Below are 18,453 nucleotides of genomic sequence, written 5' to 3' on the forward strand. Positions count from 1 at the left end.
GCATGGCCAGACCAGCTCCCATGAGCTTTGCCCGTGCGCTGTTCAGTGCACTGGCCTGGGCGGTGCAGCCTCTGCTGCGGCGCAAGCTGCGACGCAGAGCGCTCGCTGAGCCGGGCTACGGCGTGGCCGTACCGGAGCGCTTTGGCCATTACCAGCCTGCAGATCTGGGGCGCGATGGACGCGGCCGATGGGTGTGGATTCATTCGGTGTCGCTGGGCGAGACCCGAGCTGCCGCCATTCTGATCAAGGCCTTGCGCGAGCGCATGCCGACCATGCGTCTGCTGCTGACGCACAGCACAGCGACTGGCCGAGAGGAGGGCGCAAAGCTGTTGCTCCCGGGCGATGTGCAGGCCTGGCTGCCCTGGGACTCCCTGGGCGCCACCAGGCGTTTTATCGCGCAGTTCCAGCCTGCCGTGGGCGTGCTGATGGAAACCGAGATCTGGCCCAATCTGATTGCGGCTTGTGCCAACACAGGCATTCCTCTGGCCCTGGCCAATGCTCGTCTGAACGAGAAATCCGAAGCCGGTGCTCTTAGAGTCAGGCCTCTGTCTCGCCCTGCATACGCCGCATTGGCTGCTGTCTGGGCGCAGACCGAGGCCGATGCCAAGCGCCTGCGCAATGTAGGCGCCCATGTGGATGCGGTGCTGGGTAATCTCAAATTCGATGTGCAGCCCGATGCCGTCCAGCTTGCCAGGGCCGCGCAATGGCGCACTGCGTTGGCGCGCCCCGTGCTGCTGTTTGCCAGCAGCCGCGAGGGTGAGGAAGCGATGTTCATTGATGCGCTCAAGGCCCTGGGCGATGCTGCAACGACAGTGCAATGGCTGGTCGTTCCGCGTCATCCTCAGCGCTTTGCCGAGGTGGAGAACTTGCTGGGCAAAGCGGGCTTTGCTGTTTCGCGGCGCAGTCGGTGGGGGCAGAGGCCTCCTCTGCAGTCCGGCGCGATCTGGATTGGTGATTCGCTGGGCGAGATGCCCCTGTATTACGGCCTGGCATCGGCAGCCCTGATGGGGGGAAGCTTTGCGCCGCTGGGCGGGCAGAACCTGATCGAGGCGCTGGCCTGTGATTGTCCCGTGATACTGGGGCCGCATACCTTCAATTTCAGCCAGGCTTCGGAGCAGGCGCTGCAGGCCGGCGCAGCCCTGGGCGTGCAGGATATGGGAGCGGGCTTGGGCCAGGCCCTGGACCTGGTGGCCAGGCCCGACCGTCTGCAGGCCGCCGTACAAAGCTGCAGGCAGATGATGCAGGGCAATCGCGGTGCGGCCGCGGCCACGGCCGAGGCGATTCAAGCCTTGATGAAAGCTCCTTGATTAGGAGCATATGGCGCCCTGTGGGTAAGGGTTTTAAGTCGATATGATGTCGAACCCTGAAATCCTGCCTCTCGACCGGTCTTAACGCTTGAGCGTTCTGGCCACAGGCCGTGCAGCAGCCATGCTGCCTGTAACGGCTGGCCTTGTTGCCGCAGCCGGGGCAATGCCGGGCGTGCGTGTCAGTGCGTCGATCATGCGCAGATCATCGTCGCTGAGCACGCCTGCGGCCTGGCGCAGCTTGAGCTGGCCAAGCAACACCTGATAGCGCGCATTGGCCAGGTCGCGCTCGGTCTGGTAGACCTGGCTCTGGGCATTGAGCACATCGATATTGATGCGCACGCCAACCTCATAACCCATTTTGTTGGCCTCCAGCGCACTCTGGCTGGAGGCGAGAGCGGCTTCCAGCGCCTTGACCTGAGCCTGGCCGGACTGCACGCCGAGGAAGGCCGTGCGTGTGGCCTGCTCCACGCTGCGGCGGGCATCGTCGAGCTGGGCGCTGGCTTTTTCCTCCAGCGCCACGGTTTCCCGGATGCGGTTCTGCACCGCAAAGCCCGCAAACAGTGGCATGTTCATGACCACACCGATCTGGGCTGCGTTGGTGCGATAGCTTAGGGGAATGGAGGGAGTCATGGAGCCGTTGGGATAACGGTTGACCACATAACCGGCCTGCAGGTCCACGGTGGGCTTGTGGCCGGCCTCGGCCTTCTGCGTGTCCAGCCTGGCTATGTCCAGGGCCAGCTGGGCCTGGCGCAACTGGGGCTGGGCGGCCAGGGCCTTGTCCACCCAGTCTTGCATATTGTCGGGCTCCACCCTGGGCAGGGTCAGCGGTGCAGCCAGCGGCGTGGGCTGGATGCCAACGCGGCCCACGAGCTGACCCAGGGCAACGCGCTTGACCTGCAGGTCATTTTGCGCGGCGATTTCCTGGGCTGTGACCAGGTCAAAGCGGGACTGGGCTTCGCGCGAGTCGGTGATGGTGGCCGTGCCGACTTCGAAATTGCGCTTGGCCATCTCGAGCTGGGTGCTGATGGCCTGCTTTTGCGACTGGGCGACCTGAACGCTGTCCTGGGCTGCCAGCACATCGAAATAGGCCTGGGCCACACGCACGATCAGGTTTTGTGCGGCTGCATCCAGCTGAGCCTGGGCCACATCCACGCCGCGCTGCCCCTGCTCGTAGGCAATCTTGTTGGCGGGGCGATACAGCGGCTGCTGGGCGCTGAGCTGCACGTTCTGCTGCGTGTTGTTGAAGCTGCTGGCCATGCCGGGCACGGGCACCGAGGTGTGAATGTCGACATGGGTGCGGTTGGCTCCCGCCGTCAGACCCACGTTGGGCAGCAGCCCGGACAGGGCCTGATCGGCGCGGCTGGCCGCAGCTCTCGCATCGGCTTGCTGGGCCTGCCATGAAGCGTCATAGCCGCGGGCCTGAGCCACCAGCTCCGACAAGGTCTGGGCCTGTGTCTGAGCGCCGGCCCATGCCAGCAAAACTCCCAAGGAAATGGCACGCAGCGCGTGGGCGGAGGGGGCTTGCAGGGGCCTGGGCAGCTTGGTCATAGATGTCAGGGTTGGGCGGTCTCGATCACAACGGAAAACTCAACAAAGCTCTGGATTGTCCGAGCAATAGGCCCGGCAATCTTTCAATAACGGGGAACGCCCGGGTCGGCGCTGAGCGACCAGGCGTCAATGCCGCCGGTGATGTTGCTGACGTCCTCAAAGCCGTTGTTGAGCAAAAACGCAGCCACGCTCATGCTGCGTGCGCCATGGTGGCACAGGCAGGCGACGGGGTGGTCTGGGTCCAGCTCCTGCAGACGGCCGGGGATGTCGTGCATGGGAATGCAGCGCAACTCGAAGCCCTCGCCGGGCTGAATGCTGGCCAGGGTGACTTCCCAGGGTTCGCGCACATCCAGCACCACGGGCCTGACGCCATTCGCGGCATGAGAAGCCAGCCATTGCTGGAACTGGGCGGGCAAGACCTGGGTCAACATAAAAACTCCTGGTGGCCGGCCGTCGAATCTGCGGGCCGGCCCTGACACTGAAAGACAGGCCCTGCTTGCTGCACCGCCGAGTCGCAGCGCAGCAAGCAGGGCGAACGCAACAAGCGTTTAGAACGAGAAGCGCGAAGGCTCTTCAAAACCCACGAGGCGGGTGGCCGCGGTATCCCAGGGTTGCTGGACTTCAAAATTGTTGCCGTTCTTGGTCACCAGCGTGAAGCGCATCACGGGCATGTGACCGACGATGGCGGCAATACGGCCGCCTTCGTTGAGCTGGGCGTAAAGGGCATCGGGAACCTGGGCCACCGAGCCGCTGAGCACGATCACGTCGAACGCGCCCTGAGCCAGGGACGCGGTGGCACCGTTGGCCAGCTTGACTTCGACATTCTTGACGCCGGCGCTGAGCAGATTCTCACGGGCCATTTCGGCCAGCTCGGGGTCGATCTCCAGCGTCACGACTTCCTTGGCCTGGGCGGCCAGCAGGGCTGCCATATAGCCTGAGCCGGTGCCGATCTCGAGCACGCGGTCGGTGGGCTTGATCTTCACGTCTTGCAGCATGCGCGCTTCGATCTTGGGTGCCAGCATGTGCCAGCCTTTGGCGGCAGCTTCTTCGGCCGTGCCCTTCAGGGGGACTTCAATGTCCATATAGGCCATGTTCGCGTATTCGGGCGACACATAGTCTTCACGGTGGACCTTGCCCATCAGCTCCAGCACGGACTCGTCCAGCACGTTCCAGGGGCGGATTTGCTGTTCGATCATGTTGAAACGAGCCTGCGCGTGCACATCGCGCGGGTCCACTTGGGCATTCATTGGCAGGGCCATGGTATCTCCGGGGAAAGACTTATCAGGACAAACCATCGATTCTACGAGCCTCGGAGGCTTCGTGCGGCGGCTCAGCGCTTTTTGAGGGGGCGCCAGACCATTTACGGCGCATCCAGTTGGCAAAATCATCGAGATAGCAGTACACCACGGGCACCACGACCAGGGTCAGCAGCGAGGAAGTGATGACGCCGCCGATCACGGCCTGACCCATGGGGGCGCGTTGCTCGGAGCCCTCGGTGACCGCAAAGGCCAGCGGCACCATGCCGAAGATCATGGCCAGCGTGGTCATCAGGATCGGGCGCAGGCGCACGCGGGCCGCCAGCAGCAGCGCTTCGTTGCGCGGCAGGCCCGGCTCGGTCTGGCCGCTGGCCTCGTTGGTACGGGGCTCGCGGGCGCGGATGGCAAAGTCCACCAGCAAAATGGCGTTCTTGGTCACCAGACCCATGAGCATGACCACGCCGATGATGGAAAACATGGACAGGGCCGAGCCGAACATCATCAGGGCCAGCACCACGCCTATCAGTGTCAGGGGCAGTGAGGTCATGAGTGCCAGGGGCTGGAGAAAGCTCTTGAACTGGCTGGCCAGAATCATGTAGATGAAGATGATGGCCAGCATCAGCGCGGAAATCGCGTAGCCAAAGGATTCGGCCATGTTCTTGGCCGCGCCGCTGAACTGGTAGCTGTAGCCGGGCGGCATGGGAATGGTGGCCAGCGCCTGCTTGATATCGGCAGTGACCTCGCCCGTGCTGCGCAGATAGACATTGGCATTGATGGCGACCTCGCGGTTGAGATTGCGGCGGTTGATCTGGCTGGGGCCGGTGCTGTCCACCACGCTGGCGACCTGGTTGAGGCGCACGATGCGCATGCCGCCATCTCCTGCCGACAGTGCAAACGGCAGGCGCTCCAGGTCCTGGGGCGTGGTGCGCGCCTCGGGCTCGAGCCGCACGTTCACGTCATAGGTCTGGTCGTCGCTGGCCCGCCAGTTGCCCACCGTCTGGCCGGCCACCCAGGTGCGCAGCGCGCCGGCCATATTGCCTATCGACAGGCCCAGGTCGGCTGCGGCATCGCGATGGACCTCGATATTGACCATGGGCTTGTTGGGCTTGAGGCTGGAGTCCAGATCGACCAGGCCCGGGATGTCGGCTATGCGCTCCTGCACGATCTGGCTCAGGCGGCCCAGTTCGTCCAGATCCGGGCCCATGAGCGAGAGCTCGACCTGCTTTTGCCCGCCCACGGCCTCGCGCAGGCCCACATGGGTGAGCTTGATGCCTGCAATCGCCTGCAGCCTGGGGCGCAGATAGGCCGAAATCTCGTCCACATTGCGGCTGCGCTGGTGGCGGTCAACCAGGCGCACATAGATATTGGCGTAGTTCTTGCCGTTGGCATTGCCGGTGTTGATGGTGGTCAGCGTGTAGCGCACCTCGGGCAAGGCGCGCAATATGTCCGTCACCTGCCTGGCCTTGGCTTCGGTGGCTTCGATCGAGGAGCCTTCGGGGGTGTTGAAGCTGATCGAAGTTTCCGAGAAGTCCGCCTTGGGCACAAATTCGGTGCCAAGCAAGGGTACAAGAGCGATGCTTGCTATGAAAATAATGAATGCCAGCGCCAGGGTGAGCAGCTTGTGAGCCAGCGACCAGCGCAGTATGCCCTGATAGAAGTCCGAGAGCCGATCGCTCATGCGCTCCACCCAGGCCGTCACGCGTCCCAGCGTGCGGTCGTACAGGCTTTTGCTGCCATGTTCGCCATGGGCGTGGATTGCCGGGTCATGCCAGACGCTGGAGAGCATAGGGTCCAGCGTGAAGCTGACAAACATGGAGATCAGCACGGCCGCCACGATGGTGATGCCGAACTCATGGAAGAACTGCCCGATGATGCCCCCCATAAAGCCTATGGGCAGAAATACGGCGACGATGGAAAGCGTGGTGGCGAGCACGGCCAGCCCGATCTCCTGCGTGCCTTCCATGGCGGCCTGATAGGCGTTCTTGCCCATCTGCACATGGCGCACGATGTTCTCGCGCACCACGATGGCATCGTCGATCAGCAAACCCACACACAGCGATAGCGCCATCAGCGTGACCATATTGATGGAAAAGCCGAACCAGTACATGAAGAGGAAGGTACCGATCAAGGCAATCGGCAGCGTCAACCCCGTGATTACCGTGGAGCGCCAGGAGTTCAGAAACAGAAAAACGATGAGCACCGTGAGCAAGGCACCCTCGATCAGCGTCTGGCGCACGTTGTCCACGCCCACGCGGATGGCGCGCGAGTTGTCGGCAATCGCCTGCAGGCGCACGCCGGGCGGCAGCTCGGGGGCGATGGCCTTGATCGCCGCGTTCAGGCCGTCGACCACCTCGATGGTGTTCTCGTCCTGGGCCTTTTGCACCGACATCAGCAGAGTGCGGCCGCCGTTGTACAGCGCCAGGGTCTGCAGCTCCTGCGCATCGTCCTGCACGCGGGCCAACTGGCCGACGCGGATCGGGGCGCCGTTGCGGTAGGCTACGATGATGCGGGCAAATTCCTCGGGGCGCTGAATGCGGGCATCGATCTGCACCACGCGTTCCTGGGCCTTGGAGCGGATCGCGCCCACAGGCAGATCCTGATTCTCGGCACGCACCGCCTGGGCAACCTGCTCGGGGGTAATGGAGTAGGCCTCGAGCGCCTGCGGGTCCAGATAGACATTGATTTCGCGCTTGGTGGCTCCCACCATGTTCACGGCGCCCACGCCGCGCACGTTCTCCAGCCGCTTTTTCAGCACCTGGTCGGCCCAGCTCGTCAGCGCAATCGCGTCGGGCGGTGTCACGCTCTGGCCATTGGCTGCGGTCTCGCCGTGCAGGGCATGGGGGTCTGGCAGCACGGCCAGCGACCAGACAGCCGTGCTGGCCGGGTCGAAGCGGATGACGCGCGGCTCCTTGACCTCGTCACGCAGCGTGGGGCGCACCGAGGCGACCTTCTCGCGTACATCGTCGGCAGCGCGGCGACCGTCTATATGCAGCTGGAACTCGATGATGACGACGCTGGTGCCTTCGTAGCTGCGCGAGGTGAGGGCATTGATGCCGGCGACCGAGTTGACGGCTTCCTCTATCTTCTTGGTGACCTCGCTCTCGACGATCTCGGGCGAGGCGCCCGGATACTCGACCGTGACCACCACCACGGGAAACTCGATGTTCGGGAACTGGTCAACCTTGAGCCGCTGGTAGGAAAAAATTCCCAGCACCACAAAGGCCAGCATGAGCATGGTGGCCAGCACCGGGTTTTTGAGGCTGATGCGCGTGAACCACATTTACCGGCTCCCGCTGCTGACTGGCTCGGCCGATTCTTCGACCAGCGTGCCTTCGCGCAGGCCGCCGGTGCTGCCAGCCAGTATCCGGTCGCCCGCATTCAGGCCCTTGAGGATCTGAACCCAGGTTGCGCCTTCATGGGCGGACTGGCGTCCCAGCTCCACGGTCTTGTGGATCACGCGAAGCTCTGTGCGGCTGGAGATTTCCTGTGCATGCTCCGGTGCGATTGCGGCCACGGCAGGCTTGCCCGCTTGCAGCACTTGCACATAGGGCTGGGGCTTGTCGGTGCGCACGGAGGCCAGAGGCACGGCTAGCTGGCTGGCGTTGCCGGTCAGTATGCTTCCCTGCAGGAACAGGCCGGGGCGTAACTGTGGAATGTGTTGACTGCTATTGTTTTTGGCGGCTTCGTCCTCTTGTACCGCCAGATAGGCCGCCACAGTGCGCGAGCCGGTCTGGGCGCTGGGATTGATGCGCACCACCTGGGCTCTGATGGCCGTCATGTCCTGGGGGGCACCGGGCACTTGCAGCTCGGCCATCTGGCCGACCTGAACCTGTACCGAATCTGCGGGAGCGAGCTGGGCCATGATTTCCAGCTTGGCCGGATCGACGACTTCGACGATGCGCGCTTCCACACCAACGCGCTCGCCGTTCTGGACAAAGCGCTGGGCGATCTGCCCGCTCATGGGGCTGGTGATGACGGCGTCGGTGACGGACTTGCGGGCCGCATCGGCGGCGGCCTGGGCGGCGGCCAGGTTGGCGCGGGCCGAATCCAGGTTGGCCTGCGAGGTCAGCAGTGCCGTGGTGGAGATAAAGCCTTTTTGCACCAGGGCCGCATTGTTGTCCTGGTTGCGCTGGGCAATCGCCAACTGGGCTCTGGAGGCATCGGCCTGCTGCTTCGCCTGGCGCCAGCGTGCCTCGGCCTCCGTGGCATCAACGCGAGCCAACTGCTGGCCCTTGCTGACGCTATCTCCTTCACGCACCGTCAGGCCGCGCAGTTCGCCCGCGACATAGGCCTTGACCACGGCCGAGTTCACCGCCTGCACCACACCGTTGAGCGGAACGCTCAAGGCAAGCTGAAGGGGCTGGACCGTCAGAACCTCCTGGGCAGCCAGTTGTATGGGCAGCTCCTGCGGAACCGCAGCATGGTTCGGGGCCTGTTTTTTATGCTGCAGATTGACGACTGCGCGCCAGCCTATGACGACCAGCAAGCCGATCAGGGCCAGACTCAAGGCCCAGCGGCCGGAACGCTTCATGGTGTGTATCCCTCTGAGGCAGGTTTTTCTGTTCTATGCGCCACATGGTAGGTGCGCCAGGCACGGCTTGTATTGCAAGTGTAGTGGGCGCCCTGCAGCATAGCGACGCCGCAATCGCTGTCATTGGTGAAAATGGGTAGTTGATTTGAGCTACGCTTGACGCGTCTTAAAAACCAAGGAGCCGGTGATGGCAGCGGAAACCATTTATCTGGGCGGAGGTTGCTTCTGGTGTACCGAAGCCGTCTTCGACCGTGTACGCGGAATAGTCGATGTGGAGAGCGGCTATGCCAATGGCCACCTGGACCATCCCAGCTACGACGATATCTGTACCGGACAGACCGGTCATGCCGAGGTAGTGAAACTTGACTTCGATCCCGCCGTCATCAGCCTGCGCGATGTGCTGCTGATCTTCTTTGGCACCCATGATCCGACCACGCTGAACCGCCAGGGCAACGATGTGGGCACGCAGTACCGCAGCGCGATATTCACCACCGATGCGCAGCAAACGGCCGAGGCACAGGCATTGATGCAGGAAATGCAGAATGAAAAAGCATTTGATGCGCCCATGGTCACTCAGATCGAGCCCTTGACCAACTACTGGCCTGCCGAAGACTATCACCAGGACTATTTCCTGCAGCACCCGGGCCAGGGCTATTGCGCTTTTGTGGTGGGACCCAAGGTGCAGAAATTCCAGAAAGCGTTTTCGCGCTGGCTCAAGGATTAAGCCTGGCTTGCTGCGCACGACCCGCAGTGCAGATACACTTTGCAACCCCCGGCAGCTTTGCTGCAGCCGTTTCGCCCAAGACCGCATTTGCTCCTGAACGTGTCACATCACTCCCATCTACGCAGAAACAGCCGTCCAGCGTCCGCTGGCGGTTGCGCCAGCCTGCGTGAAATCTGGGTGATGCGCTGGCTGATGGGCCTGCTGGCCCTGGCCATGGTGCTGGGCCCGACGCTTGGCCAGATGCACCGTGCAGTTCACGCGGTCAATACAGTCCCGGCAAAGTCCTATGTGGCGCACAGCCATGTGCAGCCAACCTCGTCGGCTGTGGCTGCGGCTGGCGACTGCCAGAGTGACAACAGCGGCTGCGCCCCGGATCAGGGCTGGGTCCATGCGCTGTTTGCGGGTCACGGCCCGGCCGAATGTCAGTTGCTGGATCAGGCCAGTCATGGCTATGCCGGGCCTGTGGCCATTAAGGCCTTCAGTGCGCCCGCTCCTGACAGCTTCATTCCCCGGCCGTTTGCTCCTGAACCCAGAGCCATCTTCATTGCCGCGCCGCTGGCTGCGCGCGCGCCTCCGCAGTTTCTCAGATCCCTGGCCTAAGCTCGGGCCATGCTTTGCATGGTCTGTTTGCTGCTGCCAGAAACCTCAAAATTGATAGCTTTCAGCGCTTTGTACACAAGCACTACAGGCTGTTTTTATTGAATTTCGTGCGCACTTTTGACCGCCTGCGTGCGCACGGTCGTTTGTGGAACTGAGATGTCTCAACGTTTTTTGAATTCTTCCGCCCATTCCTTGCACCGTTCTTCCAAGTCGGCTCTGGCCCGCGCCATCGAAGCGCTGCAGCCGGCAGGGCGCGGGCTGGCTCTGGGTACAGGCCTGGGCCTGCTGGCCTGCTCACCTCTGGTCTTTGCGCAGTCCGATGCGGCCAAGCAAGAGTCCAGCCTGGCGGAGGTGACCGTATCGGCGACCGGCATGGCCGCCGGCGATATGGCCACGCCCGTCCAGGTGCTCGGTGAAGAGGAACTGCGCCTGCGCCGTGCCGCGACCCTGGGCGAGACCCTGGCGGCCGAGCCGGGCATCAATGCCAGCCATTTCGGTGCGGGAGCCAGCCGCCCCGTGATTCGAGGCATGGATGGCGCGCGGGTCTCCGTGCTCAGCGATGGCTCGGAGTTGCTCGATGCCTCGACGGTCAGCCCCGACCATGCGGTGACCACCGAGCCGCTGCTGGCCAATCAGATCGAAGTGCTGCGCGGCCCTTCAGCTTTGCTCTACAGCCCCGGCGCCATGGGGGGCGTGGTGAATGTGCTGGACGGCAAGATTCCGACCCGGGTGCCTGAGAAGGGCCTGGAAGGTTCGGCCGAGGTGCAGGCCGGCACGGCGGCAGGCATGTCGGCCGGGGCCTTCTCCCTGACCACGGCCACGCCGCTCAAGAACGATAACGGCCAGCTGGTGCTGCATGCCGAAGGCGTGGCCCGCAACGCGGGAGACTATCGCGTGGGCAGCGGCTGGGGCCAGAGCAAGGTTCCGGGCAGCTTCAGCCGCGGCAACACGGGCAGCGTGGGCCTGTCCTGGGTAGGCAATCAGGGCTATCTGGGCCTGGCCTACACGCGGCAGCAGGCCAAGTACGGCTTGCCAGGCCATCAGCACAGCTTCGAAGGCTGCCACGCACATGGCGATCATCTGCATTGCGGCTCCCATGATGGGCATGACCACGACCATGATCATGAGGAAGGCGGCAGTGTGCCCGTGGTCGATCTGACCAGCGAGCGCTGGGATCTGCGCGGCGAATGGCGCAAGCCCACCGCCGGCATCGCCGCACTGCGTCTGCGCGGGGGCCTGACCAATTACCGCCACGACGAGATCGAGGATGGCAGCGTGGCCACTCAGTTCAGAAACAAGGCCCATGACCTGCGCCTGGAGATGGAGCATGAACCCATCGCAGGCTGGCGTGGCACGCTGGGTCTGCAAACCCTCAAGCGCCGCTTCAGCGCCACGGGCGAAGAGGCCTATGTGCAGCCCACGGATACCCAGCGCCACAGCCTCTATCTGCTGGAGGAATACCGCTGGCAGGATTGGAGCTTTCAGGGAGCCTTGCGCCACGACCGCCAACGCGTGGAGGCCGAGCTGAGCAACGAGCGTCGCAGCCACAGCGCCACTTCGGCGTCGCTGGGCACGGCCTGGAAGTTCCAGCCCGGCTATAGCGCATCGGCCTCGTTCACCAGCGGCAGCCGCATGCCCACGGCCGAAGAGCTGTTTGCCAACGGCCTGCACATGGCCACGGCAACCTACGAAATCGGCAATCCCAATCTGTCGCGCGAGCGCTCGCAGGCGCTGGACCTGGGCCTGGCCAAGACGGCCGGTGATACGACCTGGAAGCTCAATGCCTATCACTACCGCATCGAGGGCTATATCTACGGCGCCACGCTGGATGCTCACGAAGGGTTGCAGCTGCTGCAATACACCCAGGGCAATGCGCGCTTTACGGGCTGGGAGGCTCAGCTGAGCCAGCGCCTGAGTCGCGAGTTGAGCCTGAGTGTGTTTGGCGACGGCGTGCGTGCGCGTCTGGAAGACGGCTCTGCGCTGCCACGCATTCCGGCATTGCGTGCCGGCTTGCGTGTGAACGCGCGTTTGGCCGGCTGGGACACCATGGCTGAATGGACACAGGTGCTGCGCCAGAACCGCACGGCCCAGTACGAAACCCAGACGCCGGGCTATGGCATGCTGAACCTGGGCGCCAGCTACCTCTGGAAGAGTGGTGGCAACCAGTGGCAGTTCTATGTCAAGGGCCAGAACCTCACCAACCGTCTGGCCTACGCTGCAACCTCGTTCATTAAGAGTGCAGCCCCGTTGACGGGTCGCAATCTGGTGGTCGGTCTGAGAATGGATTTCTGATCCGGCTTCAGCTGAATTAAGCCGCATCCGGCCCAGGTTTGGGCCAGGGTCGGATGCCGTGGCTATAGATAGTGCTGCAGATGGCGCAGGGAACGTGTGCTGTCCACGCCGATCCTGGCAATCACTTCCGATTCGGGCACGCCGGCGCGCAGCCATTGCACGATGGCCGTGTTGCGCAAGACCTGCGGCCCTACGCGCTGCAGCGGAAATTTCTGGCTGTCCTCGGGCTGGGCCTGATGGGCGCGCTGAATGATCTGCGAGGCCACATGGAACAGCATGCGTACCGACAGTTCGCCGCCACGGCGCGAATAGAAAACGATATGGTTGCCGTCAATCACGGACGGCCCGCGCTGTGCGGCGCTGAATCTTCTCCAGCTTTGCAGGGCCTGAGCCACGGAGTCGGGCAGCTCAAGTAGCCGTTGCTGAGCATTTCTACCGCCTTCTATCTGCAGGTGGCGGGGCAGGGGCGACTCTCCGTTCGCAATGCTCTCCGAGCTGCCAAGCCAGACCTGATCGGCGCTTGAAAGCAGGTTCTTCCAGAGCAGGCAGCGCACTTCCTCGGGGGCCAGAGCCAGCTCGTAGAGCAGCAACACAATGGCGCGGTCGCGTGCGTCCTGATAGCCGTCGGCGCTGGGAAAGTGCCTTGGCAGTGACTGCCAGAGCAGGGGAGGCAGACAATGGCCCTTGCCGTCCTCGGAGGGAGGGCGTTCAGCCGGCTCGAGACCGGTTGCTGGGTTGGCGCTGATCCAGCCGTGCTCCATCGCATGATCGTAGATGCGCTCCAGCAGCCGCCAGTAGCGGCGGCGGGTGACCGGACTGATCTTGCGTTCTGGGTGGTGGTGCGCACGCTGGCCATCGCGTATCTGCAAAAAGCTCTGCACATCCAGCTCGGTTGCCTGATGCCAGGGCTTTGAAGAACGTTGCCTGCGCGCAGGGCGCTCCTTGCCAGAGATCGGTGCCTGCCCGGACAAATGCATCAACCAGGCCTGCCAGACCTTTTCATAGTTGCCGTCAGGAGAGGTATCCAGCGCATCCCAACTCTTGCTGCCCTCATGCTCGAGCCAGTCGCGAAACAGCTGGCTTCCTGTTGGCAGAGTGGATGGGTCTGGTGACTGCAGATCCGGAATGTCTATATCTTGCATGTGATGATTTTAATGTAACTTACATGAAATATTCATGACTACCAATAAGAATACATTCACTCAACCGCAAGCCTAAAGTAATCAGCGAAGAGGGCGCTTTCCGTCGCTGCGCCCTCCCATTTCTCAGGGAGCCAGTCGTTCACGAATCCAGTGTTGACCTTCCTGGCGGTAGCTCAGACGGTCATGCAGCCGGCTCTTGCGTCCCTGCCAGAATTCCCACCGCTCGGGCACCAGACGGAAACCGCCCCAGTGGGGAGGCCGGGGAGGGTTGAGCAAAAACTGCGCGCTGTATTTGGCGGCGTTGGCCACCAGCACGCCGCGGCCACTGATGACCTGGCTTTGTGGACTGGCCCAGGCCCCAATTCTGGAGTCAAGCGGGCGGCTGGCAAAGTAGGCATCGCTTTCTTCGGCACTGACCTTTTCCACACGGCCTTCGATGCGCACCACGCGCTCCAGCTCTACCCAGTGAAATTGCAGGGCAGCGAATGGATTGCCCGCCAGTTGCAGGCCTTTTCGGCTGTCGTAGTTGGTGTACCAGACAATGCCACGCTCGTCATAACCTTTGATCAGCACAATACGCGTGCTGGGTCGCAGGTCACCGCTCACGGTCGCCACAGTCATGGCATTGGGCTCCGGCACTTGGGCTCTCACGGCTTCCTGCAGCCATTGGTCGAACTGCTGCAGGGGATTCTGGTTGGAAGCGGATTCGCTCAGCTCTGCGCGTTCATAGCTTTTGCGCAGATCGGCAATGGATGAAGATAGGCTGCTCATGTTCACATTGTGCCGCGCAGCCAAAGCCGGCGTTATGCTCGACAGCAATATGAATCAAGAAGTTTTGCGCGCTCCCTCAATCGCTCCAGGTCAGCCTTGCGTGCTGGTTCTTGCTGCGGGCAGAGGCGATCGATTTCTCGCATCAGGCGGCTCAAGCCACAAGCTTCAAGCCATGCTGGGCCAGCAAACCGTTTTACAGACCACTCTGGCTGCAGTGCAGGCCTCCGGTCTGCCCTGGTATCTGGAACGCGGGCCGCACCCCGGCATGGGCGACAGCATTGCGGCGGCCGTCAAGGCCACAGCCGGCGCCAATGGCTGGCTGGTCCTGCCTGCAGATTTGCCCTTGATTCAAGCCAGCACGCTGCAACAACTGGCTTTGCAGTTGGCACAGCTGGAGAGTCGCGAGCTGCGTGTGATCCAACCTTTTTATCAGGGCCAGAAGGGCCATCCTGTGGCTTTCAGTTGTGCAGCTGCGAAGGAGCTTGTTGAGCTCAGCGGCGATCTGGGCGCAGCCTCCATCGTGCGCAACGCGGCGGAGAATCAGCGTCTGCGGCGCTGGGACTGCGATGACATAGGCTGCGTGCTTGATGTGGACACCGTCCAGGCCTTGGAAGAGGCGCGCAGGATCTGGCAGGCGCGCAATTCTTGATTGTCTAGAAGCCCCTGAGGGAGGGCCTGACGCGGTAGCCTTTGAATTTGCCGAGTTCGTCTATCAGGCAAGCCCCGGTTCCGGCTGCCTGGCCTGGTCCTTGAAATGCACGCCCGCTACTCATTTTTCAGGCGAGCGCAGGCTTAGGCGCCGCGCTCGATCACGGCACAAGCCAGGCGCGCGCCTGAATTGCCGGTGGGCTGGGTCGTGTAGTCATCCGGATCGTTGTGCACGATCAGTGATCGACCCAGAATGCCGTTGCTGCCTCTATCCAGCTTGAGTTCCTTGCTCACAAAATCGATAGCCGCCACGCCTTGGGTATCAGCATCCAGGCTGGGCAGGTCACCGATGTGATGGGCCTTGCTGTCGCCGAATTTGCCATGCGCCTGATGTCCAGGGTTGAAGTGGCCACCGGCGCTCAAGCCGTCGCCGCTGGAGCAGTCACCTTTTTCATGGACATGAAAGCCGTGCTCGCTATTCGGCGCAAGCCCTTCCACGCGGCCTTTTACTCGCACGCTACCGTCAGGCTGTGGGAAGAACTGCACAGTGCCCGTTACCTGGCTGCCCTTGGTGGCTTCCAGACGTGCAATCGATTGAACGCCTTTGTTGAGAGTTGCTGCGGGAGTCGTCTCCGAAGAAGAGGGCGCGGCCGTGTTGCTGGTCGTGGAGCAGGCTGTCACGGCCAAGCTTGCTGCAAGCGTCAAACCTGCCCAGGCAGGGCGCGAAAAGAGGGCGGCAACACGGTTGGGGAACATGGCAGTCTTTCCGAAATCAAAAGGCCATTGTGCCCCGGATCGCCAGAATTTCAAGCTTTCTTGCTCTGCAGACCAATACAGTAGAGCGATGTTAGCTACGTTTCAAATAGCAGCAGCAGATGGGCAGCTGGCTTGCTGGAAGTCCGCATAGGCCAGCAAGCGCTTGAGCGCTTTGTCGTCAATGCCCAGTCGTTGCAGCTCCTCAAAAGTGGCCTGTGCATAGTCCAGCGTTGTGCCATATATGCCCTGGGCCTGAGAGAAGATGCGCCGGTATTCATCCGGCGCCAGCTCGCCGGTGTGGTGCGGGCTTTGGCGCGAGAGCGTGAATGCCAGGGCCCTCACGGCACCATGCGGCGTGCGGCAAGGCAGCCAGCGCGGGTCATAAACGGCATTGGGCATCTCACGCAGCCAAAGCTTGCGCATTACGGTATCGCCTTGGTTGCGCGGAATACGGAAGGCCATGCCCTGGCAACTGCCGCCCGAGAGCATGCCAAACACCAGGCCTGGAACCTGGGGCGTGCCACGGTTGATGGTGCTCCACATTTTGAGGGCACGATGCCAGCCATGCACATGGGCCGAACGGCGTTCACTGAAGTCGAATTCGGGACGCCAGATCAGGGAGCCATAGCCAAAAATCCACAAATCCTCATCGCCTCCCCACTGCGCCAGAGCCCGCTCCAGCATCTGGTCGGCATCACGCGTGGAATGGTTCAACAAGGGCAGGGCGGACATGGAAACTCCTCAAACCGGATTCAGAGCTGAATTGACTTTGATATATAACGCGCGGACGCGCCGTCGGTGCACCTGCACATGCGCGAAGGCGTAAAAGCAACGCTTTCCCGCAGTGAAATGTCCGAGATTTGAATCTTTTTTGCGATTGCAGCCGCAGCCGCCGTTAGGGCGTTTCACGGCAAACCTCTAGAATGCCTGGTTTTGTCGCTTTGTGAGCCTGAAGCATGTAGCCGGCCGCAAAGCGTCATGAATACAGGTTTCGTACTTTCATAATCACCCGCAAATACGGAGATTTCATTCATGTCCTTCAACAGCTCTGACGACGATAGCCAACAACGCTTTGCCCTGGGTTTTCTGTTTGCCCTGATCGCTCTGGTTGTCTCCACCGTCGTCGGCACCGTCGTCTACAAGCGCGGCATTTCCCATGCTCCCAAGGCCGAGGCAGCAGTGTCCGCGCCCAGCGCGACCAACGTGCCTGTGGTGGTGGTTGAAGAAACTGCCCGCGTGGTCGTGGAAAACGGTGTGGTCAAGTTCTACTTTGTCTCGGGCAAGGCGGAAGTGGCCGCTGGCGCCAACGAAGCGCTGAGCGATGTGGTCAAGGGCGTGGCCGAAGGCAAGCGCGCTGTGATCTCCGGTTTCCATGATGCAACCGGCAGTGCTGAAATCAACGCCGAACTGGCCAAGCAACGTGCGCAAGCCGTGCAGGCCGCCCTGGTGGCACTGGGCGTGGCTGAAGACAAGGTCGAGCTGAAGAAGCCCGAGCAAACTCAGGCGGATGGCTCCAACGCCGAAGCTCGCCGTGTGGAAGTGATTCTGGCCGACTGATAAACCCAGTTCTCTTGCACAAAGCCCGATATGGCATTCGCTGTATCGGGCTTTTTAGTATTTGCAGCAGAGCAAGGATCAGTTGTTTTCAATGAATCCAGTTGCCGGAGGCTTGCCCAGGGCAATGACTCTTTCAATGCCGCCCCCATCGACCTGGCGCATGACAAACGATCTCCGCGCAAAGCGCATGGAACGGATCTGCCAGCACCCGTTGATGCGCTCGTACTCATCGCTGTACTGACCTGAGAGATTGACGATGGTGCGTTCCTTGACATTGATCTGGCAGAACTCCAGATCCCACAAGCCTTTCGCACTATCAGCTCCCGTAAAGCTGATCTGAGGGTTGTGGCCGTGGTGCATGTCCTGGATGGACGGGTTGGCAACCGCCAGCCTGGTGAAGGTTTCCACCCATTCTTCGCGATCCGTAAAAGCCGGAAAACCATCAGCCTCGATGACTGCGCCATGCTCCACAAAGCACTCACGCATGGCATTCGGCTGCTTCTGATCGCAGGCTCGCAAGTACCGGGCCTTCAAAGCCTGTATCGACTGAATATCCTCAAGATGCTGCAAACGCTGCTGGAGTTGCTCCAGAACCGAGTCACTCATTGCCTGTCTCCTGATTGGTGTTGGAGTACTGAGTCTTGAGTGCAGGCCAATAACTGAAAACCCATGTTTGGACGATAGGTAGTCAATTCAAGCAAAAAAAAAGCGGCAACCATGTGCCGCTCAGTCTAGGAATCTGAAGAAGAGAATTAACGCAGGCCGGTGCCGGCGCCCAGATCATCTTTGCGTTGGATCAGTTCAATCTTGTAGCCGTCGGGATCCGTTACAAAAGCAATCACGGTACTGCCGCCTTTGACGGGGCCTGCCTCACGGGTCACATTACCGCCGGCGGCCTTGATCTTCTCGCAGGCGGCATAGGCATCGGGCACACCCAGAGCAATATGACCGTAAGCCGTGCCCATGTCATAGCTCTCGGTTCCCCAGTTGTAAGTCAGCTCAATTTCCGCCTGACCTGGGTTACCGCCTTCGAAGCCAAGAAAGGCCAACGAGTACTTGTACTCGGGATTCTCGGACGTGCGCAGCAGTTGCATGCCGATGACGTTGGTGTAGAAATCAATAGAGCGCTGGAGATTGCCAACGCGCAGCATCGTGTGGAGGAATCGCATGGTCACTATTTTGCCAGCAGGTTTGGAGTTGCATATGAACAGGGGTCGGTAGATTGCCCTATTGGGATGATATTTAACATAATATACATACCCCCGGCGCTTTGAGCCACGTTTGCTACGGCAGCAGTAGCAGCACCACTAGCGCCCATCAG

Annotated in this window: 17 protein-coding genes; 6 read left to right on the forward strand and 11 right to left on the reverse strand. The window is 61.7% G+C overall.

Annotated elements, in window-relative coordinates; genetic code table 11:
• Nucleotides 1-2 precede the first annotated feature (2 nt).
• Entirely contained in the window at nucleotides 3-1,307 is a 1,305-nt protein-coding gene (locus tag ACWGXF_RS18570; protein WP_256630452.1) for a 3-deoxy-D-manno-octulosonic acid transferase, read from the forward strand.
• An 81-nt stretch (nucleotides 1,308-1,388) separates the two neighbouring features.
• On the opposite strand, the gene ACWGXF_RS18575 is transcribed toward ACWGXF_RS18570, so the two are convergent.
• From ACWGXF_RS18575 to ACWGXF_RS18595, 5 genes are all read right to left on the reverse strand, one after another.
• On the reverse strand, nucleotides 1,389-2,855 hold the full coding sequence (locus ACWGXF_RS18575) for a TolC family outer membrane protein (protein ID WP_452102250.1): 1,467 nt from the start codon (nucleotides 2,853-2,855) through the stop codon (nucleotides 1,389-1,391).
• An 83-nt stretch (nucleotides 2,856-2,938) separates the two neighbouring features.
• Nucleotides 2,939-3,286: a rhodanese-like domain-containing protein gene (locus ACWGXF_RS18580; protein WP_034355938.1), complete on the reverse strand. Its 348-nt coding sequence runs from the start codon at nucleotides 3,284-3,286 to the stop codon at nucleotides 2,939-2,941.
• Nucleotides 3,287-3,403: 117 nt separating this feature from the next.
• Nucleotides 3,404-4,114 (reverse strand): protein-L-isoaspartate O-methyltransferase family protein, encoded by a 711-nt coding sequence (locus ACWGXF_RS18585; protein WP_004340917.1) that lies wholly within the window; start codon nucleotides 4,112-4,114, stop codon nucleotides 3,404-3,406.
• A gap of 22 nt (nucleotides 4,115-4,136) precedes the next feature.
• Nucleotides 4,137-7,391, reverse strand: coding sequence for an efflux RND transporter permease subunit (locus tag ACWGXF_RS18590; RefSeq protein WP_256630453.1), 3,255 nt, complete (start codon nucleotides 7,389-7,391; stop codon nucleotides 4,137-4,139).
• Complete coding sequence (locus ACWGXF_RS18595; RefSeq protein WP_256630454.1) at nucleotides 7,392-8,642, reverse strand: efflux RND transporter periplasmic adaptor subunit; 1,251 nt, start codon at nucleotides 8,640-8,642, stop codon at nucleotides 7,392-7,394.
• A gap of 187 nt (nucleotides 8,643-8,829) precedes the next feature.
• Here ACWGXF_RS18595 and msrA point away from each other — a divergent pair, with 187 nt between their 5' ends.
• The 3 genes from msrA to ACWGXF_RS18610 all read left to right on the forward strand — a co-directional run bounded on the left by msrA (nucleotide 8,830) and on the right by ACWGXF_RS18610 (nucleotide 12,258).
• Nucleotides 8,830-9,366 carry a peptide-methionine (S)-S-oxide reductase MsrA gene (msrA, locus tag ACWGXF_RS18600; protein ID WP_039051019.1) on the forward strand — a complete coding sequence of 179 codons (537 nt, stop codon included), beginning with the start codon at nucleotides 8,830-8,832 and terminating at the stop codon, nucleotides 9,364-9,366.
• A gap of 180 nt (nucleotides 9,367-9,546) precedes the next feature.
• On the forward strand, nucleotides 9,547-9,966 hold the full coding sequence (locus ACWGXF_RS18605; RefSeq protein ID WP_012838343.1) for a hypothetical protein: 420 nt from the start codon (nucleotides 9,547-9,549) through the stop codon (nucleotides 9,964-9,966).
• 156 nt (nucleotides 9,967-10,122) lie between these two features.
• Nucleotides 10,123-12,258, forward strand: a complete 2,136-nt coding sequence (locus tag ACWGXF_RS18610) for a TonB-dependent receptor domain-containing protein (protein WP_256630455.1) — start codon at nucleotides 10,123-10,125, stop codon at nucleotides 12,256-12,258.
• Between the two features lie 62 nt (nucleotides 12,259-12,320).
• Here the strand turns inward: ACWGXF_RS18610 and ACWGXF_RS18615 are convergent, their stop codons facing one another.
• Both ACWGXF_RS18615 and pdxH read right to left on the reverse strand, forming a co-directional pair.
• The gene (locus tag ACWGXF_RS18615) at nucleotides 12,321-13,400 is read right to left on the reverse strand and encodes a tyrosine-type recombinase/integrase (protein ID WP_202787432.1); all 1,080 of its coding nucleotides are present in this window, start codon (nucleotides 13,398-13,400) and stop codon (nucleotides 12,321-12,323) included.
• 123 nt (nucleotides 13,401-13,523) lie between these two features.
• Nucleotides 13,524-14,171: a pyridoxamine 5'-phosphate oxidase gene (gene pdxH / locus ACWGXF_RS18620; RefSeq protein WP_041744111.1), complete on the reverse strand. Its 648-nt coding sequence runs from the start codon at nucleotides 14,169-14,171 to the stop codon at nucleotides 13,524-13,526.
• A 34-nt stretch (nucleotides 14,172-14,205) separates the two neighbouring features.
• On the opposite strand from pdxH, the gene ACWGXF_RS18625 reads away from it, so the two are divergent.
• On the forward strand, nucleotides 14,206-14,820 hold the full coding sequence (locus ACWGXF_RS18625) for a nucleotidyltransferase family protein (protein WP_256631243.1): 615 nt from the start codon (nucleotides 14,206-14,208) through the stop codon (nucleotides 14,818-14,820).
• Nucleotides 14,821-14,963: 143 nt separating this feature from the next.
• Here ACWGXF_RS18625 and ACWGXF_RS18630 read toward each other — a convergent pair whose 3' ends face one another.
• Nucleotides 14,964-15,575: a superoxide dismutase family protein gene (locus tag ACWGXF_RS18630; RefSeq protein ID WP_256630456.1), complete on the reverse strand. Its 612-nt coding sequence runs from the start codon at nucleotides 15,573-15,575 to the stop codon at nucleotides 14,964-14,966.
• 102 nt (nucleotides 15,576-15,677) lie between these two features.
• Nucleotides 15,678-16,307: a gamma-glutamylcyclotransferase gene (locus ACWGXF_RS18635; RefSeq protein WP_087864983.1), complete on the reverse strand. Its 630-nt coding sequence runs from the start codon at nucleotides 16,305-16,307 to the stop codon at nucleotides 15,678-15,680.
• 300 nt (nucleotides 16,308-16,607) lie between these two features.
• Here ACWGXF_RS18635 and ACWGXF_RS18640 point away from each other — a divergent pair, with 300 nt between their 5' ends.
• Entirely contained in the window at nucleotides 16,608-17,132 is a 525-nt protein-coding gene (locus tag ACWGXF_RS18640) for an OmpA family protein (protein WP_256630457.1), read from the forward strand.
• Between the two features lie 78 nt (nucleotides 17,133-17,210).
• Here ACWGXF_RS18640 and ACWGXF_RS18645 read toward each other — a convergent pair whose 3' ends face one another.
• Together ACWGXF_RS18645 and gloA are read right to left on the reverse strand one after the other, a co-directional pair.
• On the reverse strand, nucleotides 17,211-17,738 hold the full coding sequence (locus ACWGXF_RS18645) for a nuclear transport factor 2 family protein (RefSeq protein WP_012838351.1): 528 nt from the start codon (nucleotides 17,736-17,738) through the stop codon (nucleotides 17,211-17,213).
• A 146-nt stretch (nucleotides 17,739-17,884) separates the two neighbouring features.
• Nucleotides 17,885-18,301 (reverse strand): lactoylglutathione lyase, encoded by a 417-nt coding sequence (gloA, locus tag ACWGXF_RS18650; protein WP_177340804.1) that lies wholly within the window; start codon nucleotides 18,299-18,301, stop codon nucleotides 17,885-17,887.
• Nucleotides 18,302-18,453: the final 152 nt, after the last annotated feature.

This window comes from Comamonas sp. HJ-2 (assembly GCF_053615495.1).

What these genes read in the sequence shown, in the direction of transcription:
- ACWGXF_RS18570 (WP_256630452.1), top strand. Translation starts at nt 3, where the DNA reads ATGGCCAGACCAGCTCCCATGAGCTTTGCCCGTGCGCTGTTCAGTGCA.
- ACWGXF_RS18575 (WP_452102250.1), bottom strand. Translation starts at nt 2,855, where the DNA reads ATGACCAAGCTGCCCAGGCCCCTGCAAGCCCCCTCCGCCCACGCGCTG.
- ACWGXF_RS18580 (WP_034355938.1), bottom strand. Translation starts at nt 3,286, where the DNA reads ATGTTGACCCAGGTCTTGCCCGCCCAGTTCCAGCAATGGCTGGCTTCT.
- ACWGXF_RS18585 (WP_004340917.1), bottom strand. Translation starts at nt 4,114, where the DNA reads ATGGCCCTGCCAATGAATGCCCAAGTGGACCCGCGCGATGTGCACGCG.
- ACWGXF_RS18590 (WP_256630453.1), bottom strand. Translation starts at nt 7,391, where the DNA reads ATGTGGTTCACGCGCATCAGCCTCAAAAACCCGGTGCTGGCCACCATG.
- ACWGXF_RS18595 (WP_256630454.1), bottom strand. Translation starts at nt 8,642, where the DNA reads ATGAAGCGTTCCGGCCGCTGGGCCTTGAGTCTGGCCCTGATCGGCTTG.
- msrA (WP_039051019.1), top strand. Translation starts at nt 8,830, where the DNA reads ATGGCAGCGGAAACCATTTATCTGGGCGGAGGTTGCTTCTGGTGTACC.
- ACWGXF_RS18605 (WP_012838343.1), top strand. Translation starts at nt 9,547, where the DNA reads ATGCGCTGGCTGATGGGCCTGCTGGCCCTGGCCATGGTGCTGGGCCCG.
- ACWGXF_RS18610 (WP_256630455.1), top strand. Translation starts at nt 10,123, where the DNA reads ATGTCTCAACGTTTTTTGAATTCTTCCGCCCATTCCTTGCACCGTTCT.
- ACWGXF_RS18615 (WP_202787432.1), bottom strand. Translation starts at nt 13,400, where the DNA reads ATGCAAGATATAGACATTCCGGATCTGCAGTCACCAGACCCATCCACT.
- pdxH (WP_041744111.1), bottom strand. Translation starts at nt 14,171, where the DNA reads ATGAGCAGCCTATCTTCATCCATTGCCGATCTGCGCAAAAGCTATGAA.
- ACWGXF_RS18625 (WP_256631243.1), top strand. Translation starts at nt 14,206, where the DNA reads ATGCTCGACAGCAATATGAATCAAGAAGTTTTGCGCGCTCCCTCAATC.
- ACWGXF_RS18630 (WP_256630456.1), bottom strand. Translation starts at nt 15,575, where the DNA reads ATGTTCCCCAACCGTGTTGCCGCCCTCTTTTCGCGCCCTGCCTGGGCA.
- ACWGXF_RS18635 (WP_087864983.1), bottom strand. Translation starts at nt 16,307, where the DNA reads ATGTCCGCCCTGCCCTTGTTGAACCATTCCACGCGTGATGCCGACCAG.
- ACWGXF_RS18640 (WP_256630457.1), top strand. Translation starts at nt 16,608, where the DNA reads ATGTCCTTCAACAGCTCTGACGACGATAGCCAACAACGCTTTGCCCTG.
- ACWGXF_RS18645 (WP_012838351.1), bottom strand. Translation starts at nt 17,738, where the DNA reads ATGAGTGACTCGGTTCTGGAGCAACTCCAGCAGCGTTTGCAGCATCTT.
- gloA (WP_177340804.1), bottom strand. Translation starts at nt 18,301, where the DNA reads ATGCGATTCCTCCACACGATGCTGCGCGTTGGCAATCTCCAGCGCTCT.